This is a genomic window from Pedococcus sp. P3_C7 (genome assembly GCF_056402615.1).
The window spans coordinates 63,581-89,266 of record NZ_JBFUHC010000001.1; the positions used below are offsets into that span (position 1 = coordinate 63,581).

22 protein-coding genes and 1 riboswitch are annotated in these 25,686 nt (G+C 71.1%); of the genes, 11 read left to right on the plus strand and 11 right to left on the minus strand.

Translation table 11 applies throughout. The features are described from left to right. Positions 1–30 precede the first annotated feature (30 nt). Complete coding sequence (locus tag AC1DS4_RS00305) at positions 31–774, plus strand: lysophospholipid acyltransferase family protein (RefSeq protein WP_477624649.1); 744 nt, start codon at positions 31–33, stop codon at positions 772–774. Between the two features lie 38 nt (positions 775–812). On the opposite strand, the gene AC1DS4_RS00310 is transcribed toward AC1DS4_RS00305, so the two are convergent. From AC1DS4_RS00310 to AC1DS4_RS00345, 8 genes are all read right to left on the minus strand, one after another. Then, positions 813–2,354 carry a hypothetical protein gene (locus tag AC1DS4_RS00310; RefSeq protein WP_477612462.1) on the minus strand — a complete coding sequence of 514 codons (1,542 nt, stop codon included), beginning with the start codon at positions 2,352–2,354 and terminating at the stop codon, positions 813–815. A gap of 185 nt (positions 2,355–2,539) precedes the next feature. Then, the gene (locus tag AC1DS4_RS00315; protein WP_477612463.1) at positions 2,540–3,076 is read right to left on the minus strand and encodes an NUDIX hydrolase family protein; all 537 of its coding nucleotides are present in this window, start codon (positions 3,074–3,076) and stop codon (positions 2,540–2,542) included. 89 nt (positions 3,077–3,165) lie between these two features. Beyond that, positions 3,166–4,521 (minus strand): FAD-binding oxidoreductase, encoded by a 1,356-nt coding sequence (locus AC1DS4_RS00320; RefSeq protein WP_477612464.1) that lies wholly within the window; start codon positions 4,519–4,521, stop codon positions 3,166–3,168. Continuing rightward, positions 4,518–5,360: an ECF transporter S component gene (locus tag AC1DS4_RS00325; protein ID WP_477612465.1), complete on the minus strand. Its 843-nt coding sequence runs from the start codon at positions 5,358–5,360 to the stop codon at positions 4,518–4,520. The genes AC1DS4_RS00320 and AC1DS4_RS00325 overlap by 4 nt, the downstream gene beginning before the upstream one ends. Next, the gene (locus AC1DS4_RS00330) at positions 5,360–7,048 is read right to left on the minus strand and encodes an ABC transporter ATP-binding protein (RefSeq protein ID WP_477645974.1); all 1,689 of its coding nucleotides are present in this window, start codon (positions 7,046–7,048) and stop codon (positions 5,360–5,362) included. Before AC1DS4_RS00330 ends, AC1DS4_RS00325 begins: the two co-directional genes overlap by 1 nt. Further along, on the minus strand, positions 7,045–8,136 hold the full coding sequence (locus AC1DS4_RS00335; protein ID WP_477624652.1) for an energy-coupling factor transporter transmembrane component T: 1,092 nt from the start codon (positions 8,134–8,136) through the stop codon (positions 7,045–7,047). Before AC1DS4_RS00335 ends, AC1DS4_RS00330 begins: the two co-directional genes overlap by 4 nt. 6 nt (positions 8,137–8,142) lie before the next feature. Continuing rightward, complete coding sequence (locus AC1DS4_RS00340; RefSeq protein ID WP_477612468.1) at positions 8,143–9,015, minus strand: hypothetical protein; 873 nt, start codon at positions 9,013–9,015, stop codon at positions 8,143–8,145. Next, on the minus strand, positions 9,015–10,664 hold the full coding sequence (locus tag AC1DS4_RS00345; protein ID WP_477612469.1) for a prenyltransferase/squalene oxidase repeat-containing protein: 1,650 nt from the start codon (positions 10,662–10,664) through the stop codon (positions 9,015–9,017). Before AC1DS4_RS00345 ends, AC1DS4_RS00340 begins: the two co-directional genes overlap by 1 nt. A 103-nt stretch (positions 10,665–10,767) precedes the next feature. Then, positions 10,768–10,894: riboswitch (cobalamin riboswitch) on the minus strand. A 369-nt stretch (positions 10,895–11,263) separates the two neighbouring features. Here AC1DS4_RS00345 and ileS point away from each other — a divergent pair. Together ileS and AC1DS4_RS00355 are read left to right on the plus strand one after the other, a co-directional pair. Then, positions 11,264–14,572: an isoleucine--tRNA ligase gene (gene ileS, locus AC1DS4_RS00350; protein ID WP_477612470.1), complete on the plus strand. Its 3,309-nt coding sequence runs from the start codon at positions 11,264–11,266 to the stop codon at positions 14,570–14,572. A gap of 20 nt (positions 14,573–14,592) precedes the next feature. Beyond that, positions 14,593–15,978 carry a bifunctional folylpolyglutamate synthase/dihydrofolate synthase gene (locus AC1DS4_RS00355; protein WP_477612471.1) on the plus strand — a complete coding sequence of 462 codons (1,386 nt, stop codon included), beginning with the start codon at positions 14,593–14,595 and terminating at the stop codon, positions 15,976–15,978. Positions 15,979–16,008: 30 nt separating this feature from the next. On the opposite strand, the gene AC1DS4_RS00360 is transcribed toward AC1DS4_RS00355, so the two are convergent. Continuing rightward, positions 16,009–16,140 (minus strand): hypothetical protein, encoded by a 132-nt coding sequence (locus tag AC1DS4_RS00360; RefSeq protein ID WP_255358323.1) that lies wholly within the window; start codon positions 16,138–16,140, stop codon positions 16,009–16,011. Between the two features lie 188 nt (positions 16,141–16,328). Between AC1DS4_RS00360 and AC1DS4_RS00365 the strand changes: the two genes are divergently transcribed. After that, positions 16,329–16,727, plus strand: a complete 399-nt coding sequence (locus tag AC1DS4_RS00365) for a DUF4233 domain-containing protein (protein ID WP_477612472.1) — start codon at positions 16,329–16,331, stop codon at positions 16,725–16,727. Here AC1DS4_RS00365 and AC1DS4_RS00370 read toward each other — a convergent pair. Beyond that, positions 16,627–17,346, minus strand: a complete 720-nt coding sequence (locus AC1DS4_RS00370; RefSeq protein WP_477612473.1) for a DUF998 domain-containing protein — start codon at positions 17,344–17,346, stop codon at positions 16,627–16,629. The two genes, AC1DS4_RS00365 and AC1DS4_RS00370, sit on opposite strands and share 101 nt — an antisense overlap. Before the next feature lie 43 nt (positions 17,347–17,389). Here AC1DS4_RS00370 and ndk point away from each other — a divergent pair, with 43 nt between their 5' ends. Beyond that, the gene (gene ndk / locus AC1DS4_RS00375; protein WP_477612474.1) at positions 17,390–17,818 is read left to right on the plus strand and encodes a nucleoside-diphosphate kinase; all 429 of its coding nucleotides are present in this window, start codon (positions 17,390–17,392) and stop codon (positions 17,816–17,818) included. 45 nt (positions 17,819–17,863) lie between these two features. Here the strand turns inward: ndk and AC1DS4_RS00380 are convergent, their stop codons facing one another. Further along, positions 17,864–18,391 carry a MarR family winged helix-turn-helix transcriptional regulator gene (locus tag AC1DS4_RS00380; RefSeq protein ID WP_477612475.1) on the minus strand — a complete coding sequence of 176 codons (528 nt, stop codon included), beginning with the start codon at positions 18,389–18,391 and terminating at the stop codon, positions 17,864–17,866. A gap of 68 nt (positions 18,392–18,459) precedes the next feature. Here AC1DS4_RS00380 and AC1DS4_RS00385 point away from each other — a divergent pair, with 68 nt between their 5' ends. The 6 genes from AC1DS4_RS00385 (at position 18,460) to lpdA (ending at position 25,647) form a co-directional block, all read left to right on the plus strand. Beyond that, the gene (locus AC1DS4_RS00385; RefSeq protein WP_477612476.1) at positions 18,460–19,719 is read left to right on the plus strand and encodes an MFS transporter; all 1,260 of its coding nucleotides are present in this window, start codon (positions 18,460–18,462) and stop codon (positions 19,717–19,719) included. Positions 19,720–19,803: 84 nt separating this feature from the next. Next, positions 19,804–20,817 carry a rod shape-determining protein MreB gene (gene mreB, locus AC1DS4_RS00390; protein WP_477613404.1) on the plus strand — a complete coding sequence of 338 codons (1,014 nt, stop codon included), beginning with the start codon at positions 19,804–19,806 and terminating at the stop codon, positions 20,815–20,817. 36 nt (positions 20,818–20,853) lie between these two features. After that, positions 20,854–21,675, plus strand: coding sequence for a rod shape-determining protein MreC (gene mreC, locus AC1DS4_RS00395; RefSeq protein ID WP_477612477.1), 822 nt, complete (start codon positions 20,854–20,856; stop codon positions 21,673–21,675). A gap of 2 nt (positions 21,676–21,677) precedes the next feature. Further along, positions 21,678–22,169: a rod shape-determining protein MreD gene (locus tag AC1DS4_RS00400; RefSeq protein WP_477612478.1), complete on the plus strand. Its 492-nt coding sequence runs from the start codon at positions 21,678–21,680 to the stop codon at positions 22,167–22,169. 16 nt (positions 22,170–22,185) lie between these two features. Further along, positions 22,186–24,204, plus strand: coding sequence for a penicillin-binding protein 2 (gene mrdA, locus AC1DS4_RS00405; RefSeq protein WP_477612479.1), 2,019 nt, complete (start codon positions 22,186–22,188; stop codon positions 24,202–24,204). 48 nt (positions 24,205–24,252) lie between these two features. Next, a complete protein-coding gene (gene lpdA / locus AC1DS4_RS00410; protein WP_477612480.1) occupies positions 24,253–25,647 on the plus strand; it encodes a dihydrolipoyl dehydrogenase in 1,395 nt (464 codons plus the stop codon). Positions 25,648–25,686: the final 39 nt, after the last annotated feature.

Genomic DNA, 25,686 nt, shown 5'->3' on the forward strand with positions numbered 1-25,686 from the left:
GCGGATCTGCTGCACCCCTAGGGTGGCCCCATGGAGCCCGTCTACACCCCCGTCATCGGGTTGGCCCGCGCGTTGTTCGCCGCCCAGGGCCTCAAGATCACCCTGAAGGGCACTGAGCACCTGCCGAGGCACGGGGGAGCGGTGATGGCGATCAACCACACCGGGTACTTCGACTTCACGTATGCCGGGCTGGCGGGTGTCGACGTCGGGCGCTACGTGCGCTTCATGGCCAAGAAGTCGATCTGGTCCAACCCGGTGGCCGGGCCGTTGATGCGGGGGATGAAGCACATCCCGGTCGACCGCGAGGCCGGTCTGGGGTCGTTCGACGCCGCGCGCGACGCGCTGCGCGCCGGCGAGATCATCGGGGTGTTCCCCGAGGCAACCATCTCTCGGTCCTTCGAGCTCAAGGCGTTCAAGTCCGGCACCGTGCGCCTCGCGCAGGAGGCCGGGGTCCCCGTGCTGCCGACCACGATCTGGGGTTCGCAGCGAGTCTGGACCAAGGGGCAGCCCCGTCGGATGGGCCGGCACGGCATCCCGCTGCTCATCACGGTCGGCCCTCCCATCGAGGTCGGCGCCGACGAGAACGCCGTGGCCGCCACTGCACGGGTGAGGGCAGCCATGGACGCCCAGCTGCGCGCGGACCAGGCGGTCTATCCGGCGTGGCCGGACTCCGAGCGACACCTGCTGCCGGCACGCCTGGGCGGCACCGCGCCGACCCCCGAGGAAGCGGACGCCATGGACGTTGCCGACCGCCGCCGCCGTCGCACGACCTGACCGTCGTTGCGGCGCCGGATGACGGTCGGCGCCCGTGCTCAGGACTTGTTGTGTCCGGCTGCCTTGCCGTTGGCCTTGGGCTTGTCGTGGCCCAGCGCCTTCCCCTTCGACGTGGCCTTGCCGTGGCCCAGGGCCTTGCCCTTGCCGCGACCCTTGTCGTTGGCGTTGGAATCGGCCCTTGCGGCGACTTTGGCGGCGGCTTTGACGGCCTTGTCGTTGGCCCTGGCGCTCACCCTGGCCTGGCGGATGGCCCTGCGGGTCTCCCGCGCCGAGGCGTGGCCGTTGCCGTGGCCGTTGCCACCCGACACCCCGGGCCCGCTCGGCGGCGGGACGACCGGCGGCGTGCTCGGCGGTGTGCTGGGCGGGGTGGTCGGGGGAGTGGTCGGTGTGCTCGGCGTGGTGGGCGTGGTCGGGACCTCGGTGGGCGTCGACGGCGTCGAGCCCTGGGGGACGAAGGACGCCAGCACGATCTCGGTTCCCTTCGACCGTCCCGGCAGGGTCACTGTCTGAGGTGTCCTGCCACCGCCCGTTGCCGGTGGCTCGTCGGTGCCGGGCCGACCTGGCACGACCGGTGGGTTCTCGGTCGTGGCGTCACCATCGGAGGACGGAGACCCCGGGCGGGCCGGACCCTCTGCCGTGACGAGCGGACCCCCTCCGTGATCGCCGAAGAGGCCATCGATGGCCACGGTGATGAGACCGCTCATCGCAGCCGCCATGCCCACGCCACCGACGGCGAGCCCCCACACACCCACTCCGACGCCGACCCGGGCCGGCCGGCTCAGGGCCCCCGTCACAGACCCGACGGCAGCCAGGGAGATCGCCGGCGGGGACCCGGTGGCGGCTGCCTCCAGGCCGAGTAGCTCGGCCAGGGGGAGCTGCTCGACAGCGCCCACGGCCGGTCCGGCTTCGGCCCCGATGGCCGCGCCCACCGCGCCCGCGGTCACGATGGTCGTGGGGGGCGCAGCGTGGGCGGGGCCTTTCGCCGTCGGTGCCGGACCAGCGAGGGCTGCTGTGATGAGCGGGGTGACGAGCCGCACGTCGGCGACCTCGCCATCGCGACCGGGAGCGCGGAGGGCCTCGGTCAGCTCCCCGAGCGACATCGTCAGGCGCTGCTCGCTGCTCTGGACGAGGGCCAGCACGTCAGTGGGCTCGTGGTCGGTCAGGCGGGACGTGGCATCGCGATCCAGGTTGGCGACGAGCCCCATCGCGAGCACCTCCGCCTGCTCGGGTGGGCACGCCCGCAGGGTCTCGATGGCGTGGTCCACGTCGTCGCCGGTCGTCGAGGCGGTCTCGGGTGCGGTGCTCCCGGTGTCAGTCCTCAGGCTGCCTGCCGCGGCGGCCCGAGCCGAGCCGATGATGAGCTCGAGCCAAGCGTCCTCATCGGGAGGGCAGGCCATCAGCTGAGGGAGTGCCGCGGTCCACGCGCCGAGGGCCAGGTCTGACAGGGCGGCGGGGTCAGCGTCGGTCGTGACGCGCAGGTACCGCATCAGCACCGGGTTGGTGGCCGCGTACAGTCGTGCGAAATCGTCCTCGACGCCCCCCTGGGCGCCGAGGAGGTATGTGGCGATTTCCCACGGCACGCGCCCATTCTCCTCCGGTTGACGGTCAGTCTGCCTCAGCCGTTCGGCCCGGAGTTGGCGATTTCAGTTGTGGATCCGGTGCTCGACGTGCTTAGCCGCAGGTCACAGGGCTGACCGAGTCGGATGACGCCTGGCAGCGTGTCCGATGTCGGCGGGCTGAGACGGCGTGTCCGATGTCGACGAGCTCAGACGGCGTGACCGAGGTGGGCCATCGCCTGACGCAGCAGCGCGCCGTGGCCACCGTCCATCTCCTCGAGCAGCGAAGGGGCCACCGCCTCGTCGGGGGTGAGCCAGGCCAGGTCGAGGGCGTCCTGCTGCGGCTGGCAGTCGCCCGCGACCGGGACGACGAATGCGAGTGACACCGCGTGCTGCCTCGGGTCGTGGAACGGGGTGACGCCCGGTGTGGGGAAGTACTCGGCGACCGTGAACGGCAGGGGGCTCGCCGGGATCTGCGGCAACGCCATCGGCCCGAGGTCCTTCTCGATGTGCCGGATCAGGGCGTCGCGCACGCGTTCGTGGTAGAGGACGCGACCCGAGACGAGCTCGCGGTTGATCGCTCCGTCGGAGGCTCGCAGGAGCAGGCCGACTGCGGTGAGCGCCCCCCGCTCGTCCACACGTACAGGGACGGCATCGACATAGAGGATCGGCAACCGCTCTCGCGCCGCATCGAGCTCCTCGCGGGTCAACCAGGACTCACTGCGGCCGAGTTCGAGGTGGCTCATGTCCCTGTTTCTACCAGTCACCCCACCGCATCACCTTTATCGGGTCACTACACCTGGACCCGACAAGGGTGGGAACGGCGGGAGAAGGGTCAGGACCAGTAGACCCGGCCGGGGTTGAGGATCCCGCGCGGGTCGAAGAGGGCCTTCACGGCGCGCTGGCGCTCCAGCTCCCGCTCGCCGAGCTCCTGCGCCAGCCACGGGGCCTTGAGCGTGCCCACACCGTGCTCGCCGGTGATGGTGCCGCCCATCTGCAGGGCGGCCGTGATGATCTCGGTGAAGGCCAGGTGCGCGCTCTCGCGACTGGCCGGGTCGGCGGGGTCGAAGAAGATGCTGGGGTGCAGGTTTCCGTCGCCCGCATGCCCTGCCATGACGATCTCCAGTCCGCGCTGGGCGGCGATGGCCTGCCCGGTCCGGATGAGGTCGGTGAGCCGTCCGACCGGCACGCAGACGTCCTCCAGGTAGCGGGCGCCCTTGGCCTCCAGCGCCGGGCTGAGCGCCCGCCGCCCGGCGAGCAGCAGATCGGCCTCCGTGGGGTCGTCGGCCACGGCGACGTCCACGGCACCCGCGTCGGCGAGCACCGCGGCATACCGTTGCACGTCCTCGGCCGTGTGGTCGGGGCGGTCGGACTGCACGAGCAGGGCGGCCTCGCAGTCCTGCGGGAAGCCGTAGTCGGCCAGCGACTGCACGGCGGCGATGGCGGCTCGGTCGAGCAGCTCGACGAGCGAGGGCACGTGACGTTCGAGCCGCAGGCCGACGATGGCGCGCCCTGCCGCGTCGAGCGAGTCGAACGTCGCGAGCACCGTGAGCGCGGGGTCGGGCGCAGGCACGAGCCGGGTGGTCACCTCCGTGATGACGCCGAGGGTGCCCTCGGACCCGACGAACAGCCCGGTCAGGTCGAGTCCGGCCACACCCTTGGCGGTGCGGTGGCCGGTGCGGATCACCTCGCCCCCGGGCAGCACAACCTGCAGGGCGCGCACGTAGTCGGCGGTGACGCCGTACTTGACGCAGCACAGCCCGCCCGCGTTGGTCGCGACGTTGCCGCCGATCGTGCAGAACGCCGAGCTCGCGGGATCGGGTGGGTAGAACAGGCCCTGCGCCGCGGCGGCGTCCTTGAGGTCCTTCGTCACGACCCCGGGGCCTAGCACCGCCAGGCCCTCGAGCGGGTCGATGGTGGTGATCCGGTCGAGCCCCTCCAGGTTGAGGACCACGCCGCCCTCGATCGCCACCGAGCTGCCCGTGAGGCTGCTGCGGGCACCTTGGGGCACGACCGGCGTGCGCGTCTCGTGGGCCCACCGCATTACTTCGACCACGTCGCCCAGGTCTCGGGCCCGCACGACCTCGAACTGGTGGGGAGCCGTGGCACCCACCGACTCGTCCACGGCGTAGGTGGCCTTGACGTCGGGGTCGGTGACGGCGCGGATGGGCAGCGAGGTGTCCGTGCTCATCCTCGGAGCGTATGCCGCGGGGCCGGCTCCTCGCCGCTGCGCCGGTCCACGAAACCCGCCTCTGCGTCGAAGGCGGCTCGGCGGGAGGCCCGCCGCAGGGTCCCGAGGACCGCTCGGCCGGTGACCGCGATGAGGACGACGTTGGTCAGGGCTCGCCCGATGTCCCACCAGAGCGAGGTGGCCAGTGAGAAGACCCCGAACCGGCGCAGGTTCTCCCAGGGGGCGGCACCCGCCACGAACGAGACGTCGCTGGCGAGCCCGCTGGCGAACGGCCAGAAGGAGAAGTTGAGGGCCACGCCGTAGAGGAGCCCGGACACCGCGCCATAGGCGGCCAGCGTGACGAGCTCCCAGCGCGCCGGCACGCGGGGCAGCAGGCCTGCGCCGAGGCCGACCCAGGCGGCGCCCAGCATCTGATAGGGCAGCCAGGGCCCGACACCGCCGGTGATGAGCGCGGACGCGAAGAGCGTCGTGGACCCCAGGACGAACCCGAAGCCTGGACCGAACACCCGGCCCCCGAGGACGAGCAGGAAGAAGACCGTCTCCAGACCGGCGGTGCCGGCGCCGAGCGGGCGCAGCGCGGCACCCACGGCCGACAGAACGCCGAGCATCGCCACCGCCTTGACGTCGAGCCCTCCCTCGCTGATCTCGAACAGCACCACCGCCATCAGCAGCGGCAGGAGCAGGGCGAACAGGAGCGGCGCGTCGGCGCTGTGGCCGAGGCGGGAGTCCGCGGTGGCGAACAACGGCCAGCCGAACGCGAGCAGCCCGGCGACCGACACGAGGACGAGCGCCACGGTGGAGCGAGGACGAAGCGCGATCACCCTGATCGGTGAGGCCATCAGCGCACCCCTCCCGCCGTCGCCGTGACCGCGGCCTGCACCTGGTCGAGCCGGAGGAGCCGGGTCGGCGCGAGGACCTTGGCGACCTGAGGCGCGAACGCGGGGGAGTCACACAGGATGTTCGCCGCCGGGCCGTCAGCGACCACCCTGCCTTCCGACATCACGACCACGCGGTCGGCGACGTTCGCGGCGAACTCCACGTCGTGGGTCGCCACCACGAGGGCGCGGCCGCTGGCCGCGAGGTCGCGCAACAGGTCGCCGAGGACCGCCTTGGCGGGGTAGTCCAGACCGCGTGTGGGCTCGTCGAGCAGCAACGCGCCCGGTGCGGCAGCGAGCTGGATCGCGAGAACGAGGGCGAGCTGCTGCCCCTCGGAGAGGTCGCGTGGATGGTGGTCGTCGGGTATGCCGGGTGCGAGCCTGTCGAGGGTGGCCCGCGTCGAGCCGGGCTCCGCTGCCGCCTCGTGGTCGGCCTGGCGGCACTCGGCTCCCACCGAGTCGAGGTAGAGCAGGTCTGGCGCACTCTGGGGCACCAGCCCGATGTGGCTGCGCCGGACCTTGGGGGACTCGGTGGCGGGGTCGACCCGGCCACCCGTGGCGGTGAGGACGGTGACCTCGCCCGCGCTGCGGCTGCCCGTGCCGTGCAGGGCCCACAGGAGCGAGGACTTGCCGGAGCCGTTGCGACCCATGAGGACAGCGACCTCTCCATCGTGCAGGGAGAGGTCGACCGAGCGCACGGCGGCCACGCTCCCGTGCCTGACGTCCACGCCCACGGCTGCAACCCGATCGTGGCCACCCGTGGTTGAGGTGACAGGCGCGGGAGCGGTGGGGGACCCGTCGGCGGCAGCGTCTGCGGCGCGGGTCAGGTCCCGTCGAAGGGTGGTCGCGGCCCGCCTGGCGTCACGGACCGTCAAGGGCAGCGGTTGCCAGCCGGCCCATCGACCGAGGTGGACGACCGGTGGGGCGAGCGGAGCGGTGGCCATGACGTCCCGCGGGAGGCCGTCGCTGACCGTGCCGTCGTCCGCCACCAGGATCACGCGGTCCGCGGTGCCGACGATGCGCTCGAGCCGGTGTTCGGACAGCACCACTGTCAGGCCCAGGTCGTGGACCAGGCGCGACAGCGTCGCGAGGACCTCCTCGRCTCCCGTCGGGTCGAGCGCCGACGTGGGCTCGTCGAGGACCAGCAACCGGGGGCTCGCGGTGAGGACCGAGCCGATGGCGACGCGCTGCTGCTGGCCACCGGACAGGTCGCGCAAGGGCGCATCCCGCAGGTCCGCGATCCCGAGCAGGTCGAGCACCTCCTCGACGCGGCGTCGCATCGCCGGGGGATCGAGGGCGAGCTGTTCGAGCGTGTAGGCCAGCTCCTCCTCCACCGTGTCGGTCACGAAGCCGGCCAGCGGGTCCTGCCGCACCACCCCCACGATGCCGGCGAGGTCCCTCGGACGGTGCGTGCGGGTGTCCCGACCGCAGACGGTGACCCGTCCGGAGAGGTGGCCACCGGTGAAGTGCGGGACGGTTCCGTTGACGGCGCCGAGGAGGGTGGTCTTCCCCGAGCCCGTGCGGCCGGTGACGACGACGAGCTCCCCCTCCTCGAGCACGAACGACGCCTCGCGGAGGGCGGGGCGGGGGCTGCCGGCATACCGGATGGTCACGGCGTCGAACACGACCGGCGCCCTGGGGTCGGTGCTCATCGACCACCACTCCTTCGGGCTGCCGGAGGGGCCGGAGCCACGAGGGCGGGCACGGCGGCCAGCAGGATCCCCAGCACGGCGAGGAGTGGCAGCGCCGGTGCCGCCAACGGCTGGATCGGCAGGGCGAGGGCGTCGGGTGCTCGCCCGGCCTGGACCACCATGAGTGCAGCGGCCGCCACCCCGGCCCCGGCGACCAGCCACTCCGGGAGGGCCCACGGGTCGGGCCGGTAGACGCTGCGCTGCACGCTTGCGCCACCGACGCGCACGCCGATGGCGGACAGGGCCAGCCCCAGGGCAAGCATCGGCATCCCGATCACTGCCGGTGCGGTGCCGTCGAGCAACCCGTACATGCCGACCCCGGCGCCCATCAGCCCGGAGAGGGTCAGCGCCCCGGTGAGGCGGCGGGTGGCGGCCGACTGCTCGGAGCGTCGGCCGTAGCCGCGCGAGTCCATCGCCGAGGCGAGGGACAACGACCGGTCGAGGGTGTCCTGCAGCACGGGCAGGGCGACCCGGCCGACCGACCTGATCCCGCCACCGCCCTCGCCGCGCAGCACCCTGGCGCGACGCACGCGTTGGACACTCTCGGCGAGCTGCGGGGCCACGGTCACGGAGATGACGACGGCGGTGCCGATCTCGTGCAGGGCGCTGGGCAGGGCGCGAAGCAGCCGTTTGGGGTTGGCCAGCGCGTTGGCGGCCCCGATGCACGCGATCAGGCTCGCGAGGCGCAGCCCCTCGGCGGCGGCAGCGAGGACGCCCTCGAGGTAGAGCGGGCCCAGCACCGTGATGCCGGGGAGCTCGACGCTCGGCAGCCAGTAGAGCCGCGTGGTGCCGAACTTGAAGCCCACCAGCACGTGCAGCACCACCCTGAGCACGATGATGAACCCGCCGAGCACGAGGTAGAGCCGGAACGCACGCGACCACGGCGAGCTGCCGCGCCTGGCCGCGACGACCAGGCTGGCCACGCTCACGGCCAGCAGCAGCAGGAGCGGGTTGTTCGTGCGCGAGCAGGCCACCGCCAGCCCGATCGCCCACACCCACCAGGCGACGGGGTGCAGGTGACGGGACAGCGGTGTGCCGGCGGCGCGCACGAGCGGCTACGCGGTTCCTCGACGACGCACTGCGAGGTATGCCGCGCCGGCACCGACCAGCCCCACCAGACCGAGGCCAGCGAGCAGGGTCAGCGGCGAACCGGAGTCGGGCGTGGCCGATGCTGCGTTGTCCGACTCACCGCTGCCGGTGGAGCCGGCGGAGGTGGTGCCCGATGACGTCGCGGAGGTCGTGGTGGTGCCTGGCGAGGTCGTGGTGGTCGACGGCTTGGCGCCCGGAGTCGCGCTGCTCGGCGATCCCGGCCGGGTGCCGGCGCCAGCGCCTGTGCCGGCACCGGCGCCGGCCGCGGGGGTCGAGCCGGAGGTGCTGGAGCTGCTGGGCCGGGCCGGGGTGGTGCCCGCGGGTTTGGGTGCGGGTGGCTTGCTCGACGAGCTGGAGGCGCTCGGCTTGGGCGACGGCTTGGGCGTGCTCGGGCTGGCAGCCGGAGGCGGGCTGCTGGGGGCGCCGCCGGACCCGAACGCGAACCCGATCACGGTGCCCGGGGCGGGGTTGTAGCTGGCCACCCCCGAGCTGCTGTAGGTCCACGATCCACCGCGCGAGGCATGGAAGAACGCCCAGTAGGCGTTGGCCGGCGGCATCTGGACGCACGGGTCGCTGGCCGGTGTCCCGTTGATCCGGCACACGACGGTGCCGGGGTAGCGCTGGGGGCTCACCACCGTGGCCACGGCCTTGAGGGCGGACATGGCCGACGCCGGATCGCCAGGCGCGCAGGACGTTGACGAGCTGGATCCGTAGTCGATGACGACGGTGACCCCGGACGTGCCCGAGCACGCCGCCGCCTGGGCGGCCCCGCCCGGGAGGGCGAGGCCGCCGGCGACGACGAGTCCGGCGACGGCGACGAGGCGCGCGAGCAGCCGCATCAGGCGTGCACGCCCTTGCGCCGTGCCAGCACGATGGCCCCTGCTCCGGTGAGCAGCAGCAGCGCTCCGAGGAGGGTCGCCGCCGCCACATCGGCACCGGTGAAGGCCAGGTTGCCGGGCACGGCCGATCCGGGGTCGGAGGGGTCGGCCGGCGCCGGCGCGGCCGCGGTGGTGCTGGTGCCGGCACTGTTCGAGCTCGTCGAGCTGGTCGAGGAGGTCGTGGTGGAGGTCGTGACCGCGGGGCAGTCGAGTTCGGGCGCCGTGGCGTCGGCGCCGACGGCCGACACTGCGTACAGCGGCGTGCCGGCGAGTGCGAGGGCGGCCTGCGACGTCGAACGACGGTCCTGGTCCACAGGGGCTGCGGCGGTTCCGGCGTCTGCCTGGTCGTCGTAGGCGGTCTGGTCGTAGGCGATGCCACCGCGAACGCCTGCCGGGAACGTGCAGCCGTACTGCAGTGCGGCGACGAACGATGCGGCGCGACGAGCATTGGCGCTGCGTCCACCTGCCAGGAAGGCCTGTCCGGCGAGACCGGTGGTGTTGGCGTTGAGTCCTGTCTGGGGTCCGCCGCCTCCGACACCCCCCGACGCTGCCTGGCGCGTGGCGAGGTAGTCGAGGCCTGCGCTGACCTGAGCCGTCGCGCCGCCGATCGCGATCAGGGCCTGGACGGCCATGGCCGTGGCATCCGGGTCCGCGGAGGCAGGATCGGTGCAGCCGGCATCGGTCATGAACAGCAGGAAGCCACCGTTCGAGCACTGCTGGGTCAGCAGGTACGCCCGCGATGGGGCGCTCGTGGTGACGGCGGCCCGGTGCAGTCCGATGAGGGCGAGTGACTGGCCGAACGTGTTCGAGAAGTCGCCGTACTGCGACTGGTCCGAGAACCGGCCGTTCTGTGCCTCTCGCGCCTGCAGGGTCGCGACGAGGTTCTGACCCCCGAAAGCGGTCGGGTCCACACCTTGCGCGATGGCGACGTTGAGGAGCTTCGCGACCGCGCCCGCCGCGATCTCATTGGGATCGCCGAAGCCGACGTAGTCGAGGACGTGGTTGGCGAGGTACGCGGTGGTCAGGGCGGCCTCATCCTGCCCGGCCCCCGCTGCCGCGAGCGCCAGCACGGCGTCCGCGGTGACGCCGTAGTCGGCGAACGTGCCGAAGCCGGGGACCACGGTGGAGAAGTGGTGCTGGCCTGCGGCAAGCTCCCTGACGAGGTAGCCGGCGGCGACCAGGGCCGGGTCGGTGGAGGTCTCGGGGAGGACGGCGGCAGCGTTCAGCCCATACCGGCCCGCCCGGCCGCCGGGGACCAGTCCGAGGGTGGGGGAGGTGGTCTTGGCGGCGCTCGACTTGGTCAACCCGGTGGTGGCGGTCGTGGTGCTGGGAAGGGTGCTCGTCCCGGTGGTGGTCGAGCCTGTGGCGGACGTGGTCGTCGAGGTGTCGCTGGGGGGCGGGGTCGTGGTGGTGGCCGAGGTCGAGCCGGTGGGCTCGCTCGTGGCGCTGCCGGTCCCGGTGCTCGTGGTCCCGGTGCTCGTCGTGCTCGTGGTGCTGACCGGGGTGGGCTCGGTCGTCCCGGCGAACGCCGCGCCGGGCAGGACCAGGGCTGCCCCCAGTGTCAGGGCCAGTGCAGCGGCCGGACGGGCGCTGCGGAGGGTGCGGTGCATGGTGCCTCTTCACTGCGAACGGTGTCGCGACGGGTGCACCGGCACCAGAACGTGAAAGACCCCCGGCGTCGCTGGAGCGACATCGGGGGGCGGCCTCGGACCTGGTGTCCGGGCTCCGCCCCGCGTACCTCGACGGAAATGGAGCCGCTTCGCGATCCAGGTGTTCCGGCTCGCCGCGTTTCACTGCGGCCTACGGTTGCGGGTCAGCGCCGGAGTTGGACCGGCTTCCCCTGGTGTCGCGTCGTGGTGTTGCCCTGGGGCAACGCCGCTCAGACTACACCGCAGCACGGTGCCCTTCCGCCGCGCGGACGTGCCCTTCGTCACGGCCCGCTAGACTTGGGTGCACAGGCACTGAACCGGCCATCACCGGGGAGCCTCCGGAAGAACGGTCACGGCGCCACGCGGCATACGCGCGGGGTGGTGGCTCACTAGAACCGGACGGGTGGGTCCGTCACAACCTCGAGCAAGAGCGGTCGTATGCCGCGGGCCTCCTCGGGCGCGTGGGTGCGGCAAGCGAGGTGGTACCGCGGTGCCGCCGGGAATCCCGGCGATGTCGTCCTCGTGTGAAGAACACGAGTGATGTGAGGACCGCCGACACCATGACCTATCCGAAGGTCTCCAGCCACACCGAGCCCTCTGGCGTGCCCGCCTCGCCCCGATTTCCCGAGATCGAGGAGCGGATCCTCAGGTACTGGGACGAGGACGGCACCTTCGTCGCGTCGGTGGAGAACCGGTCGGCGGGCACGAACGGTGACAACGAGTTCGTCTTCTACGACGGGCCGCCGTTCGCCAACGGGCTGCCGCACTACGGCCACCTGCTGACCGGCTACGTCAAGGACCTCATCCCGCGCTACCAGACGATGCGCGGACGCCGGGTCGAGCGACGGTTCGGGTGGGACACCCACGGGCTCCCCGCGGAGCTCGAGGCGATGAGCCAGCTCGGCATCAAGACCAAGGACGAGATCCTCGAGCTCGGGCTGGAGAAGTTCAACGCCAAGTGCCGCGAGTCCGTGCTGAAGTACACGGGGGAGTGGCGCGACTACGTCACCCGTCAGGCGCGCTGGGTGGACTTCGACAACGACTACAAGACCCTCAACCCCGACTACATGGAGTCGGTCATCTGGGCCTTCAAGGCGTTGTACGACAAGGGCTACGTCTACGAGGGCTTCCGCGTGCTGCCCTACTGCTGGAACGACCAGACCCCGCTGTCCAACCACGAGCTGCGCATGGACGACGACGTCTACCAGAACCGCCAGGACCCGGCTGTCACCGTGGGCCTGCGCCTGGAGACCGGCGAGCTCGCGCTGGTCTGGACGACGACGCCGTGGACCCTGCCCGCGAACCTCGGCATCATGGTCGGCCCCGACATCGACTACGTCGTGGTCGAGTCCGACGTCACCGGCACCACCGAGCGCTACCTCATCGGTGAGGCGCGCCTCGCGGCCTACGCCAAGGACCTGTTCGGCGCAGACACCTCCGACGGCACCGACCCGGTCGACCCGCAGTCGCGCGTCGTGGAGCGGCTCAAGGGCAGCGACCTCGTCGGCCGGTCGTTCACCCCGCCCTTCTCCTACTACCTGGGCCACGAGCGTGCGCACAGGGTCTTCCCGGCGGAGTTCGTCACCACCGAGGACGGCACCGGGCTGGTCCACACGGCCGGCGCCTTCGGTGAGGAGGACAAGATCGTCACCGATGCCGCCGGCATCGAGCCGGTCATCCCCGTCGGTCCCGACGGCTGCTTCACCTACCCGGTGACCGACTACGAGGGTGTCCAGGTCTTCGACGCCAACGCGATGATCATCGACCACCTGAAGGCTCGGACGCGCGGTGAGGGCGAGACTGGTTCGGTCACCGAGGGCACCGTCCTGCTGCGCCGGGAGACCTACGACCACTCCTACCCGCACTGCTGGCGCTGCCGGCAGCCGCTGATCTACATGGCTGTCTCGAGCTGGTTCGTCGAGGTCACCAAGTTCAAGGACCGGATGCTCGAGCTCAACGAGCAGATCACCTGGGTGCCCGAGCACGTCAAGCACGGCCAGTTCGGCAAGTGGCTCGAGAACGCCCGCGACTGGTCGATCTCACGAAATCGCTTCTGGGGCAGCCCCATCCCGGTGTGGAAGTCGGACAACCCGGAGTACCCACGCCTTGACGTCTACGGCTCGTTCGCCGAGCTGCAGGCCGACTTCGGCGTGGAGGTCACGGACCTGCACCGGCCGTTCATCGACAACCTCACGCGGCCGAACCCCGATGACCCGACCGGGCAGTCCACCATGCGCCGGGTCGAGGACGTCCTCGACGTCTGGTTCGACTCGGGGTCGATGTCGTTCGCGCAGGTGCACTACCCGTTCGAGAACGCCGAGTGGTTCGAGCACCACTTCCCGGGTGACTTCATCGTCGAGTACATCGGCCAGACGCGGGGGTGGTTCTACACCCTGCACGTCCTGGCGACGGCGCTGTTCGACCGACCTGCCTTCTCGTCCTGCGTGAGCCACGGCATCGTGCTCGGCTCGGACGGCCAGAAGATGTCGAAGTCCCTGCGCAACTACCCCGACGTGCGTGAGGTCTTCGACCGCGACGGCGCCGACGCCATGCGGTGGTTCCTCATGTCGAGCCCCATCCTCCGGGGCGGCAACCTGGTCGTGACCGAGCAGGGCATCCGTGACGGCGTGCGCCAGGTGCTCATCCCGCTGTGGAACACCTGGTACTTCTTCTCCTTGTACGCCAACGCTGCTGGTGGCGGACAGGGCTACGAGGCGAAGTGGTCGACGGCCTCCACCGACCCGCTCGACCGCTACCTGCTGGCCAAGCTCGGCGAGTACGTCCGCACCATGCAGGAGCAGCTGGACGGCTACGAGGTCGCCAACGCCTGCGAGACGACCCGTGGCTTCCTCGACGTGGTGACCAACTGGTACGTCCGCCGCTCGCGCGAGCGCTTCTGGGACACCGGGACGGGCACGGGCTCGGGTTCGGAAGGCCGCGGTGCGGAGCAGGCGTTCGACACCCTCTACACCGCCCTCGAGGTCGTCTGCCGCGTGGCGGCGCCCCTGCTTCCTCTCACCACCGAGGAGATCTGGCGAGGACTGACAGGCGGCCGTTCGGTGCACCTCACCGACTGGCCGGACCACACCGACCTGCCGGCAGACCACGCCCTGGTCTCGGCCATGGACCGGGCCCGCGAGGTCTGCTCCGTGGCGTCGTCCCTGCGCAAGGCAGGTGGTCTGCGGGTGCGACTGCCACTCCAGGACCTCACCGTCGTGACGTCAGACGCGTTGTCGCTCAAGGACTTCGGCGGGATCATCGCCGACGAGGTCAACGTGCGCACTGTCACCCTCCGCGACCTCGGCGACGCCAGCGAGGCCGACTTCGGCATCACGCAGCGGCTCACCGTCAATGCCCGGGCAGCCGGTCCGCGGCTCGGGCGTGACGTCCAGCAGGCCATCAAGGGCAGCAAGTCCGGCGACTGGTCCGTGGCGCCCGATGGCACGGTGACTGCTGGGGGGCTGGACCTCGTCGAGGGGGAGTACACCCTCGAGATGGTGGTCGACTCGGAGCAGCAGGGCGGGGCCAAGGCCACGGCGATGCTGCCCGGTGGCGGCTTCGTGGTGCTCGACACCGAGGTCACCGCCGAGCTGGCCCAGGAAGGTCTCGCACGTGACGTCGTGCGGGCTGTCCAGCAGGCCCGCCGTGAGGCCGGTCTCGACGTGTCGGACCGGATCTCGCTGACCGTCACGGGGTCCCCGGCCGTCTGGGAGGCGACTGTGGCCCACCAGGCCCTGATCGTCGAGGAGACCCTGGCGACCCAGTTCGGCAGTGCCCCCCAGCTCGACGCGCTGCCCCAGCGCGAGGACGTCGCGGAGGCCACGGTCGGCGACGGCGAGCCGGTGCGCATCAAGGTCATGAAGCTCTGACGGAAGGAAGACTGAAACCCATGCCTGCCCCTGATGCCGCCCAGCGCGAGGCCGCGCACAACCTCGAGGTCATCAAGGCGATGCGAGAGGCCGAGGAGGCCATCCTCGCCCGCGCCCCCGAGCACGACCTGCAACCGAGCCTGGACCGGATCGCCGCGGTCATGGAGCTCCTCGGCGACCCCCAGCGCACCTACCCGGTCATCCACCTCACGGGGACCAACGGCAAGACGTCGACGACCCGGATCATCGACTCGCTGCTGCGTGAGATGGGCCTGAAGACGGGGCGGTTCACCTCACCCCACCTGCACAGCGTGCGCGAGCGGATCGCTTTCTCCGGCGAGCCGATCAGCGCCGAGAAGTTCCTCGAGGCCTACGACGACGTGCTGCCCATCATCGAGATCGTCGATGCCCGGTCGGTCGCCGACGGGGGGCCGCGGATGACCTACTTCGAGGTCCTCGTGGCCGTTGCGTATGCCGCGTTCGCCGACGCCCCCGTCGACGTCGCCATCGTGGAGGTGGGCTTGGGCGGCAGCTGGGACGCCACCAACGTGGCTGACGGTTCGGTCGCCGTCGTCACTCCCATCGCGCTGGACCACCAGCACTTCCTCGGCAACGACGTCGTCGACATCGCCACCGAGAAGTCCGGCATCATCAAGCCCGACTCCGTGGCGGTCATCGGTGTCCAGGAGCCGGACGTCGCCCAGATCCTCGCCGACCGTGCGGCCGAGGTCGGCGCCCGGATCGCGTTCGAGGGCAACGACTTCGGCTTGCTGACAAGGGACGTGGGTGTCGGCGGGCAGCAGATCGCCATCCGTGGTCTGGGTGGCGACTACGAAGACCTGTTCCTGCCCCTCCACGGCGCGCACCAGGCGCACAACGCCACGCAGGCCCTGGTCGCCGTGGAGGCGTTCTTCGGTGGGGGAGAGCAGCGGCTGGATCCCGACATCGTCCGGGCGGGCCTCGCCCGGGTCGCCTCGCCGGGTCGCCTCGAGATCGTGCGGCGTTCACCGACCGTCATCGTGGACGCAGCGCACAACCCCGCTGGCGCGATGGCACTGCGGGACGCCCTGGAGGACTCGTTCAACTTCGCGAAGATCGTGGGAGTCATCGCCATCCTCAAGGACAAGGACGCCACCGAGATGCTCGAGATCCTCGAGCCGGTGCTCGACCACGTGGTGGTCTCGCGCACGACCTCGCCCCGCGCCATGAGGCCTGACGACCTGGGTGAGCTGGCCGTGGACATCTTCGGCGAGGACCGGGTCACGGTGGTCCAGGACCTGCCCGACGCCCTGGACGTCGCGGCGGGACTCGCCGACGAGGGCGGCGTCGGGGGCGGTGTGCTGGCGACGGGCTCGGTCACCACTGCCGCCGAGGTGCGGATGCTGCTCGGCGCGACCGACGTCTGAGCCGGTCGCGCCGACAGCGTGTGGGTACGGCTACTTCTTGCCGATCTGCCCCACGTCGAGGTGGGTCTTTGCGTCGGCCTTGGCGTGCTTCTCGGCGCGCTTCTCCTTGATGGACTTGCCGGCCTTCTTGGCCAGGTGTTGTCGAGGTGACTTGTCGGCCATGGTGGTGCTCCCAGCGCTAGGAAGCCTGAATGACTCCGTTCTGTGACAGTACGCCAGGTCCGGCGCTCTCGGCCCGGCCACACGGCATACGCTCGGAGCATGTTCGGGAAGCTGATCGTCCTCGCCATCGTGGTCGCCGTGGCCTTCTGGCTGCTCACCAGGTTCCGTGACTCCCACCGGGGCGGTCGATGAAGGGCATCGTCTTCTACGGCGCGCTCGGCAAGTTCACCTGGCGGATGCTCGCGACCGTGCTCGGCAGCCAGGGGGTCGTGGTGTTCCTCGGCGCGCTGGTGGCCCGTGGCCTGGCCAGCGCCGAGGGTGACGACCGCAGCCATGCCTGGTTGTGGACCGGTGTCGGTCTCGCAGTGCTGTGCTGGCTCGCCGCCGGGATGATGCGTCGGCCGTGGGGGGTGACGCTGGGGTGGCTCATCCAGGTGCTGACCTTCGCCAGCGCGGTGGTGGTGCCCGCGATGCTCGGTGTCGGGCTCATCTTCCTGGCGTTGTGGGTGGGCTCGCTGGTCCTGTGTCACCGGGTGGAGGAGCAGGTGGCGGCGCGGCAGCGGGCCGACGTCGCCCAGCAGCAGTAGCAGCACCGGTCGCAGCACCGGTCGCAGGAGCAGCTGCCAGGAGGGCCAGCGGGAGCCACAGCTTCGCCGGCCAGATGGCGGCGCGCTCGGCCAGCCCCGACCAGTGGTCGGCGCCGAGCAGTCCCGCGAAGGTGACGACGCCAGCGAGGGCCACGCCGGCGAGGACCAGGCCAGCGCTGCGCAGTCGGCCAGGCGTCGACAACCGCGCGTGCAGCAGCAGGGCGAGCGGCTGCGCCACGAAGACCGGGAGCGCCACGAGGGAGTGGGCCAGGGGGTGGGTGTCCACGGGCAGGAGCCCGACGCCGACCGAACCCAGCCCGGCCACGACCCACAGCCAGCCGACCAAGGCGGGTCGTCCGTGCGCCCTGAGCAGCGGGAGGGCGCCCAGTGCCTGGAGGATCCCGAAGAGGATGAACGTGAGGTCCATCAGCACCGGGGCGGACGAGCACCCGACCTCGTGGGGCGAGCAGGACGTGCCGAGGGCGCTGATCGTGTCGTCGGCCAGCGAGTACTGCACGCCCGCGAGGAGAGCCAGCGCAACCTCGATGACGAGGTAGGCAGGCTGGACCAGCCACGCGGCATACCTGACGTCCTTGCTCGTCCCCGCCACCTCTTGCACACCGCGACGCTAGTCCCTGCCGTTGCTCGGTAGGCTGGCGGCCGTGACGACTCAGACCGAACGCTCCCTTGTCCTGGTCAAGCCCGACGGCTTCGCCCGCGGCCTCAGTGGCGAGGTGCTTCGCCGCATCGAGGCGAAGGGTTACACCCTCGCCGCGCTCGCGGTGACCACCCCCACCCGCGAGCAGCTCGCCGAGCACTACGCCGAGCACGAGGGCAAGCCGTTCTACGAGCCGCTCGTCGAGTTCATGTCCAGCGGTCAGGTGACCGCCGTCGTCATCGAGGGCAACCGCTGCATCGAGGGGTTCCGTGCGCTCGCCGGAGCCACCGACCCGACGGCCGCGCTGCCCGGCACCATCCGTGGTGACCTCGGCCGTGACTGGGGCAAGAAGGTCCAGGAGAACATCGTGCACGGCTCGGACTCCGCGGAGTCGGCTGCCCGCGAGATCGCGATCTGGTTCCCGAACCTGTAGTCGCTGGGGCCCGGACAAGCCTCAAAGCCCTGGAAGCACTGAGGGCTAGGACGTCTCGAGGTCGTCGAGACCGCTGATCACCACTTCGAGGAGCGCCGCCAGCTGGTCGCGCTCCTCGCGGGTCAGGCCGGCGAGGATGTCGGACTCGACGACGTTGGCCTCGCGCACCGCCGCCTCGAACAGCTCCCAGCCCTGCTCGGTGAGCTCGACGAGGACTCGGGTGCGGTTCTCCGGATCGGGGGAGCGGCGCACCACACCGCGTTCGGTCATCCGGTCCAGCCGGTGCGTCATCGAGGACGCGGCCACGTTCGTCGCGTCGGCCAGCCGGCTCGGCGTCAGCGTGCCGTCCGCCGTGGCCAGCTGTGCCACCACCGACCACTCGCCGTGGGAGAGGTCGAGGTCCACGAGCTGGCGCGTGTACCACTGCTCGAGCTTGCGGCCCAGGGAGTTCACCGCCGTGATCACGCGCTGCACGGACTCGTCGCCGCCTGCCGCGACGTAGGTCGCCACGGCTTCCCGGTACTGCTCCTGGGCGCTCTGGGCGCCTTTCACGTTCTTGGACCTCGGGGGCATGCCGTCATCTTCGCATGCTAAGATTTCGATATCAAAATATTCGAACTCGAAGAACTGTTGAAGTGACCATGCGCGCCCGTCTGTTGATCCTCGCCTCTGCCGTAGCCATGCTCGGCTGGGGCACTGTCCTGCCCTACCAGTACGCCTACGCCGCGACGACGCGCGGCTGGGGGTCGCTGGTTGCGGCGGCAGCATCGAGCCTGTTTTCGGTGGGCGCGCTCCTGGCCGCTCCCGTGGCTGGCCGCCTCGCAGACCGCATGTCGCCCGTCATGGTCGCGGTGGGCGCCAAGGTGGTCGCCGCGGCTGGTGCCGCCTCCCTCATCTGGGCGGACGGCCCGGTGTCGTTCCTCGTCGGCATGTTCGTGTTCGGCCTCGGGATCACCGCCGCGGGTCCCGCCCAGTCCGTGCTCGTGCTGCGCTGGGTGGGCGGCTCCGACCGCCGCCGGGTCTTCGCGTGGCAGTTCACCGGCCAGGCCCTCGGCATGGCCGTCGGGGCGTTCGGCGCCGGTTACGTCGTCGACCTCGACCGCGCTTCCGGCATGTGGCCCGCCTTCGCCGGCGCGGCTGCCGGCTTCCTCGTCTCCGGCCTCCTCCTGCTGGCCGCAGGTGCCAGGCGATGGGGTATGCCGGTGGGCTCGCTCGACGAGCCCGGCCTTGCCTCCGAGGGGGTCGGCTCGGCCGGCCCGCGAGAGGCACTGCGCGCCATCTGGGCCATTCCGGCCCTGCGCTGGACGGCGCTGGTCACGGTCACGCTGGCCCTGGGCTTCTACGCCCAGTTCGAGTCGGGGCTCCCTGCCTACGCCCTCACGGTCCTGCACGTGGAGGAGACCACCATCGGCCTGGCTGCCGCCGTCAACTGCGTCGTCATCATCGCGCTGCAGATGCTGGTCGTCAGGCTGACGGCCAAGCGCAGCGGGGCGACCCTGCTGATGGGTGTGGGCGCCATCTGGACGCTGTCCTGGCTGGTGCTCGCCGCCTCCTCGCTCGCCCCTGAGCTGTCCGCGGCCCTGTTCGTCACGACGTTCGGGATCTTCGCGGTCGGCGAGACGATGTATGCTCCCGTGCTCAACCCGCTGACCGCCAGCCTGGCTCCGTCCGGCCTCGTCGGCACCACGCTCGGCCTGTTCACTGCGCTGCAGACCGGTTTCTCGGCCGCCGGCCCGCTGGTGGCTGGGGTGGTGCTCGGGGCGGGCTTCGGAGGCCTGTTCATCGGCCTGCACGTGGCAATCAGCCTGCTCGCCGTGTTCGGGGCTTGGCGGCTGCGTGTGGCGATGCGCCCACGGCGGTCGGCCGTGCCGCGCCGCGTCGAGGCCGAGCTGGCAGCCTGATCCACGCGGCATACCTCACCTTGCCACCCGCAAAACGGCCGTTGCGACGCAACCCGGGAGTTGCAACTCCCGTTTGGCGGCTGGATGACGTGGGGTCGAGACCTGGCGATCGACCTGGGCACCGCCAACACCCTGGTCTACGAGCGGGGTCGCGGCGTGGTCCTCGACGAACCCTCGGTCGTGGCCGTCGAGGCAGCCACGGGCAAGCTGATCGCCGCAGGCGCGCGGGCCAAGGAGATGCTCGGTCGCACGCCGGGCCACGTCCGAGCGGTGCGGCCGCTGGCCGACGGGGTCATCTCCGACGCCGACGTGACCGAACAGATGCTGCGGTACTTCGTCGACCAGGTGCGTCCCTCCCGACTGGTCCGTCCCCGGATGGTCGTCTGCGTCCCGAGTGAGGTCACGGGAGTCGAGCGCCGTGCCCTCGAGGACGCCGCGGTGCGCTCGGGCGCTCGCCGGGTCTACGTCATCGAGGAGCCCATGGCTGCCGCCATCGGGGCGGACCTGCCGGTCAACGAGACCTCGGCCTCGATGGTGGTCGACATCGGCGGTGGCACGACCGACGTCGCCGTCATCAGCCTCGGAGGGATCGTGACGGCCCGTTCGGTCCGCGTCGGTGGCGACGAGATCGATGAGGCGGTGATCGCGCACGTCAAGAGCGAGTACTCCTTGCTGCTGGGGGAGCGCAGCGCCGAGGACATCAAGGTCGCGGCGGGATCAGCCTTTCCCCTCAGTCAGGAGACGAGTACCCGCGTCCGGGGCCGCGACCTGGTCAGCGGCCTGCCCAAGACCGTCACCATCTCCAGCCAGGAGGTCCGCCGAGCGATCGAGGGGCCGGTGCTGCAGATCGTCGAGCTCGTGCGGGCGACGCTCGACGTCTGCCCACCGGAGCTGGCAGGCGACATCCTCGACAACGGGATCACGCTGACGGGCGGGGGAGCGCTGTTGCGCGGACTCGACGAGCGACTCCGGCACGAGCTCGGCGTCCCGGTGCGGGTGGCCGACGACCCGTTGCGGGCCGTCGTGCGCGGCTCGGGACGATGCATCGAGGAGTTCTCGACCCTCCAGCGGGTCCTCATCGACACCCGCCGTTTCTGACCGATGCGTGCCCCCTCCCGACTCAGGCTCCTGGTGGTGCTGGTGGTCTTGACCGTCGTCGCCCTCTGCGTCGACGTGTCCGGTGGCCGGGGTGTGGCACCGCTGCGGTCGGCGGGTGGAACGGTGCTCGGGCCGCTCGAACGCCTCCTGTCAGCCCGGGACCCCCAGGGCACCCGGGACCCTCAGGACCCCCACGACCTTCAGGAAATCGTGGATGCCCGCGTCCCGCGCGACGAGGTCCTGCGCGCCCAGGCTTCGCAGAAGTCCGTGACAGGGCAACAGCTCCAGGGGCTCCTGGACTCGCCCGACCTGGCCGGGGGCGCGTTCGTCCCCGCGCGGGTCGTCGCCGTCGGCCGCGAGGGGGCAGCGGGACCCGAGCGGGTGACGCTCGACGCCGGGTCGCGCGACGGTGTGCGGACCGACCTGTCCGTGGTCGGCGTCGACGGTCTGGTCGGGCGCGTGGTGACGGTCTCCCCGTGGACCTGCGACGTGCTGCTCGTCGGCAGCGCTGACCTCCTCGTGGGCGTGCGGGTCGGAGCGGCCGGCACCCTGGGCGCGGTGGGCAGCGGGGCCCAGGGCGCACACCGTCGTCCTGCGGGCGAGCTCAACCTCACCGTCGTCGAGCGCGGTCTGGTGCGGACGGGTGACGCGGTGACCACGTTGGGCAGCGTCGGAGGATCGCCCTTCCCCCCGGGGCTGAGGGTGGGCACCGTGGAGCGCGTCGACGACGCCCCCGGCGACCTCACGCCCACGGCCTCCGTCCGCCCCGCGACCGACGTGACCACCCTTGGAGTGGTCGGCATCCTGCGCACCGGTCCGCGCTCCACGCCGAGGCCGGCCGTCACGGGTGGGGGCTGACCGTGCCCGTGCCCAGCCTCGCCCTCACCCTTCGTGGCCTCCTGCTGCTGGTCGCCGCCGTGGCCACGGTGACCCTGGCTGCCCGCTCGCAGCTGGTCCTGCCCGACCTGGTCCTCCCCGTCGTGGTGGCCGGCGCCCTGCGCACCGGCGCCGCCCGCGGTGCGCTGCTCGGCCTGGCGGGTGGCTGGCTGGTCGACCTGATGCCACCAGGTTCGGCGGTGCTCGGCACCGCAGCCCTGGTGTATGCCGCGGCCGGGCTCCTCGCCGGGGCCGGAAGGCGCGAGGGAGAGACGCCGTTCGGCTGGGTCGCCGTCGTGGGACTGGGTAGCGCCGCACTCGTCGCGACCGGACGGCTCGTGGTCGCGATGCTGTCGGGGGCGGCTGTCGACTGGCACGTCGTCGGGCTGCGCCTAGTGCTCACCGCGCTGCTCTGCGCGATGTTCGTGCCCGTGCTCGTCAACCTCGAGCGGCGACTGGCCCGAGGACGACGATGAAGCGCGGGTGGCGAGCGTGAGGCGCTCGCGCATCGCGCGGGACCACTCGCCTCGGGTGTGGGTCCTCGGACTCGTGGTGCTGTGCTTCATGGGCACGCTCCTCGGTCGGTTGGGGCAGGTCCAGATCGTGGGCCACGAGGATTACCAGCGGGCAGCGGCCACCCTCAACACCCGCACGGTGACCGAACCTGCCGTCAGGGGCCGCATCCTCGACCGCACCGGTCTGCCCCTCGTGGACAACACGACCGAGACCGTGGTCACCGTCGACCGGGGACAGCTCGTCGAGTCAGAGGACGGTGGGCGCGACCTCGTCCATCGCGTGGCCCGTGTGCTGGGGGCGGACTTCGACCAGCTGTGGGGGCGCACCCAGCTCTGCGGGGTGCAGGGCGCGCCACCGGCGCCGGTCTGCTGGGCCGGATCCGCCTACGTGCCGATCCCGTTGGCAAGCGGCGTCGATCCCCGCAGGGCACTGAGTCTCCTCGAACGTCCGGATCTCTTTCCGGGAGTGGGGGTCTCGGCTCAGCCAGTGCGGGACTACCCCGCCCAGCGGACCGTCAACGCGGCTCACGTGCTCGGCTACCTCGCTCGATCGGACGCCGAGGACGTGGCGGCGTCGAGGGGCGCGATCGGCGACCTCGACCTGGTGGGTCGGTCCGGGCTGGAGCAGCAGTACGACACCCAGCTCCGCGGCACCCCTGGGACCAGCACGGTCGCAGTCGACCCCCGCGGCATCGTCACCCGGACGCTCGGGCAGACCGACCCCGTTCCCGGTCGGGACGTCGTCACCAACCTCGACGCCAGGGTGCAGGCCGCCGCGGAGGCTGCCCTGGCGTCGGCCGTCGCCTCGGCGCGCAAGCACGGTCACCGGGCTGACTCCGCGGCGGCGGTGGTCCTGGACGTCACCAATGGTGGTGTCGTCGCGGCAGCGAGCTACCCGTCCTACGACCCGGATGTCTGGACGGGGGGCGTGACCCCGGCCGAGCTCGCGCGACTCACCGACGCGTCAGCCGGGACCCCGCTCGTCTCCCGCGTGACCTCGGCGGCGTTCTCGCCCGCCTCGACCTTCAAGGTGGTCAGCCTGCCTGCCGCTGTCAGGGCCGGGAACTCGCTCGACGGGACCTACAATTGCACGTCCGGCTACACGATCGGGAACCGCAGGTTCGCCAACTTCGAGTCCCGCGCCTATGGGCGGATCTCCCTGCGCAAGGCGGTGGAGGTCTCCTGCGACACGATCTTCTACGACTTCGCCTACCGGTCCTGGTTGGCGCAGGGCGGGCTCGCGGCGAAGTCCGATGCCAGGGACCCTTTCGTCGCGATGGCCGACGCGTTCGGCCTCGGACGGGCCACGGGCATCGACCTGCCCGGCGAACAGGCCGGGCGGATCCCCGGCCGTACGTGGAAGCAGCGGCAGTGGGACCAGACCCGCACCGAGACCTGCAGGCACGCCAAGTCCGGTTACCCGGAACTGCTGGCCACCGACCCGAGCCGCGCGGCATACCTCAAGGGGCTTGCCGTCGAGAACTGCCAGAGCGGCTTCCAGTTCCGTGCCGGGGACGCGGCCAACTTCGCGATCGGGCAGGGTGACATCACGGTCACGCCCCTGCAGATGGCTCAGGTCTATGCAGCCATCGCCAACGGTGGAACGCTCTGGAAGCCGGAGGTCGCGCGCGCCTTCGTCGCTCCTGGGGGGTCAACGGGCGGGGCCACCGAGCGGGTCGCTCCCGTCAGGACGGGGACCGTGCCCTTCCCCGCCGGCACGCTGTCCTTCCTCCGGGGCGCGCTCGTGGGGGTCGTGACCTCGGGCACCGCCAGGGGAGCGTTCGCCGGCTTCCCGCTCGACCAGTGGCCAGTGGCGGGGAAAACCGGGACCGCAGAGGCGTTCGGCAAGCAGGACACCGCCTGGTTCGTGTCCTACGCACCGGCCACCAGACCTCGGTATGCCGTGGCGGTGGTGGTCTCGCAGGGGGGCACCGGAGGCGAGGGGGCCGCACCCGTTGCCCGGCGGATCCACGAGGTCCTGCGCACCCTGAGGTAGGGATGGGCGAAGTGGGGCGATGGCAGGACAGTCAGTAGGCTGACCGCCATGGCTGACTTCGATGTCGTAGTTCTCGGTGCTGGTCCTGGCGGGTACGTCGCGGCGATCCGCGCCTCCCAGCTCGGTCTCAAGGCCGCGGTGGTCGAGTCCAAGTACTGGGGCGGGGTCTGCCTCAATGTCGGGTGCATCCCGTCCAAGGCGCTCCTGCGCAACGCCGAGCTGTCCCACATCCTGACGCACGAGAAGGACAAGTTCGGGATCGAGGGCGACGCAACGATGGCGTTCGGCCCGGCCCACGCCCGCTCGCGCGCGGTGTCCGCCGGCATCGTCAAGGGCGTCCACTTCCTGATGAAGAAGAACAAGATCACCGAGATCGACGGCTGGGGCACGCTGACCAGCCCGACCTCGATGGACGTCGCACTCAGCTCCGGCGAGAAGCAGACGGTCACCTTCGACAAGCTCATCATCGCCACCGGTGCCACGACCCGGCTCATCCCCGGTACGTCCCTCTCGGACCGGGTCGTGACCTACGAGGAGCAGATCCTCACCGACCAGCTGCCCCAGTCGATCGTCATCGCCGGGTCCGGTGCGATCGGCGTCGAGTTCGCCTACGTCATGAAGAACTTCGGGGTCGACGTGACCATCGTGGAGTTCCTCGACCGGATGGTGCCGACCGAGGACGCCGAGGTGTCCAAGGAGCTGCTCAGGCACTACAAGAAGCTCGGGGTCACGGTCCTGCTGTCGACCAAGGTCGAGTCGATCGACGACAGCGGCGAGAAGGTCAAGGTCACGGTGTCGCCCGCCGCAGGTGGTGAGTCGACGGTCATCGAGACGGACAAGGTGCTGCAGGCCATCGGCTTCGCCCCGCGCCTCGAGGGTTACGGCCTCGAGTCCCTCGGCGTGGCCACGGAACGCGGAGCCATCGTCATCGACGACCACTGCCGCACCAACGTCGACAACGTCTATGCGATCGGCGACGTGACCGGCAAGCTCATGCTGGCCCACACGGCCGAGGCGCAGGGTGTCGTCGCGGCCGAGACCATGGCCGGGGCCGAGACCATGCCGGTCGAGTACGACTTCATCCCCCGGGCGACGTTCTGCCAGCCGCAGATCGCCTCGTTCGGCTACACCGAGGAGCAGGCCCGGGGCAAGGGCTTCGACGTCAAGGTCGCGAAGTTCCCCTTCTCGGCCAACGGCAAGGCGATGGGACTCGGCGACGCCGTCGGCTTCGTCAAGGTCGTGGCCGACGCGAAGCACAACGAGATCATCGGCGCCCACCTCATCGGCCCCGAGGTGACCGAGCTGTTGCCCGCGCTGACCCTGGCCCAGAAGTGGGACCTCACCGCAGACGAGGTCGCCCGCAACGTCTTCGCCCACCCGACGCTCTCCGAGGCGGTCAAGGAAGCAGTCGAGGGCATCGCCGGCCACATGATCAACCTCTGATCGCCACCTCGCCGATCCTTGTCGTCTCGCCGTCCGCTC

Bases quoted from the DNA above. Each gene is read 5' to 3' on its own strand.
- AC1DS4_RS00305 (WP_477624649.1), top strand. From the start codon at position 31: ATGGAGCCCGTCTACACCCCCGTCATCGGGTTGGCCCGCGCGTTGTTC.
- AC1DS4_RS00315 (WP_477612463.1), bottom strand. From the start codon at position 3,076: ATGAGCCACCTCGAACTCGGCCGCAGTGAGTCCTGGTTGACCCGCGAG.
- AC1DS4_RS00320 (WP_477612464.1), bottom strand. From the start codon at position 4,521: ATGAGCACGGACACCTCGCTGCCCATCCGCGCCGTCACCGACCCCGAC.
- AC1DS4_RS00325 (WP_477612465.1), bottom strand. From the start codon at position 5,360: ATGGCCTCACCGATCAGGGTGATCGCGCTTCGTCCTCGCTCCACCGTG.
- AC1DS4_RS00340 (WP_477612468.1), bottom strand. From the start codon at position 9,015: ATGCGGCTGCTCGCGCGCCTCGTCGCCGTCGCCGGACTCGTCGTCGCC.
- AC1DS4_RS00345 (WP_477612469.1), bottom strand. From the start codon at position 10,664: ATGCACCGCACCCTCCGCAGCGCCCGTCCGGCCGCTGCACTGGCCCTG.
- ileS (WP_477612470.1), top strand. From the start codon at position 11,264: ATGACCTATCCGAAGGTCTCCAGCCACACCGAGCCCTCTGGCGTGCCC.
- AC1DS4_RS00355 (WP_477612471.1), top strand. From the start codon at position 14,593: ATGCCTGCCCCTGATGCCGCCCAGCGCGAGGCCGCGCACAACCTCGAG.
- AC1DS4_RS00360 (WP_255358323.1), bottom strand. From the start codon at position 16,140: ATGGCCGACAAGTCACCTCGACAACACCTGGCCAAGAAGGCCGGCAAG.
- AC1DS4_RS00365 (WP_477612472.1), top strand. From the start codon at position 16,329: ATGAAGGGCATCGTCTTCTACGGCGCGCTCGGCAAGTTCACCTGGCGG.
- AC1DS4_RS00380 (WP_477612475.1), bottom strand. From the start codon at position 18,391: ATGCCCCCGAGGTCCAAGAACGTGAAAGGCGCCCAGAGCGCCCAGGAG.
- AC1DS4_RS00385 (WP_477612476.1), top strand. From the start codon at position 18,460: ATGCGCGCCCGTCTGTTGATCCTCGCCTCTGCCGTAGCCATGCTCGGC.
- mreB (WP_477613404.1), top strand. From the start codon at position 19,804: ATGACGTGGGGTCGAGACCTGGCGATCGACCTGGGCACCGCCAACACC.
- lpdA (WP_477612480.1), top strand. From the start codon at position 24,253: ATGGCTGACTTCGATGTCGTAGTTCTCGGTGCTGGTCCTGGCGGGTAC.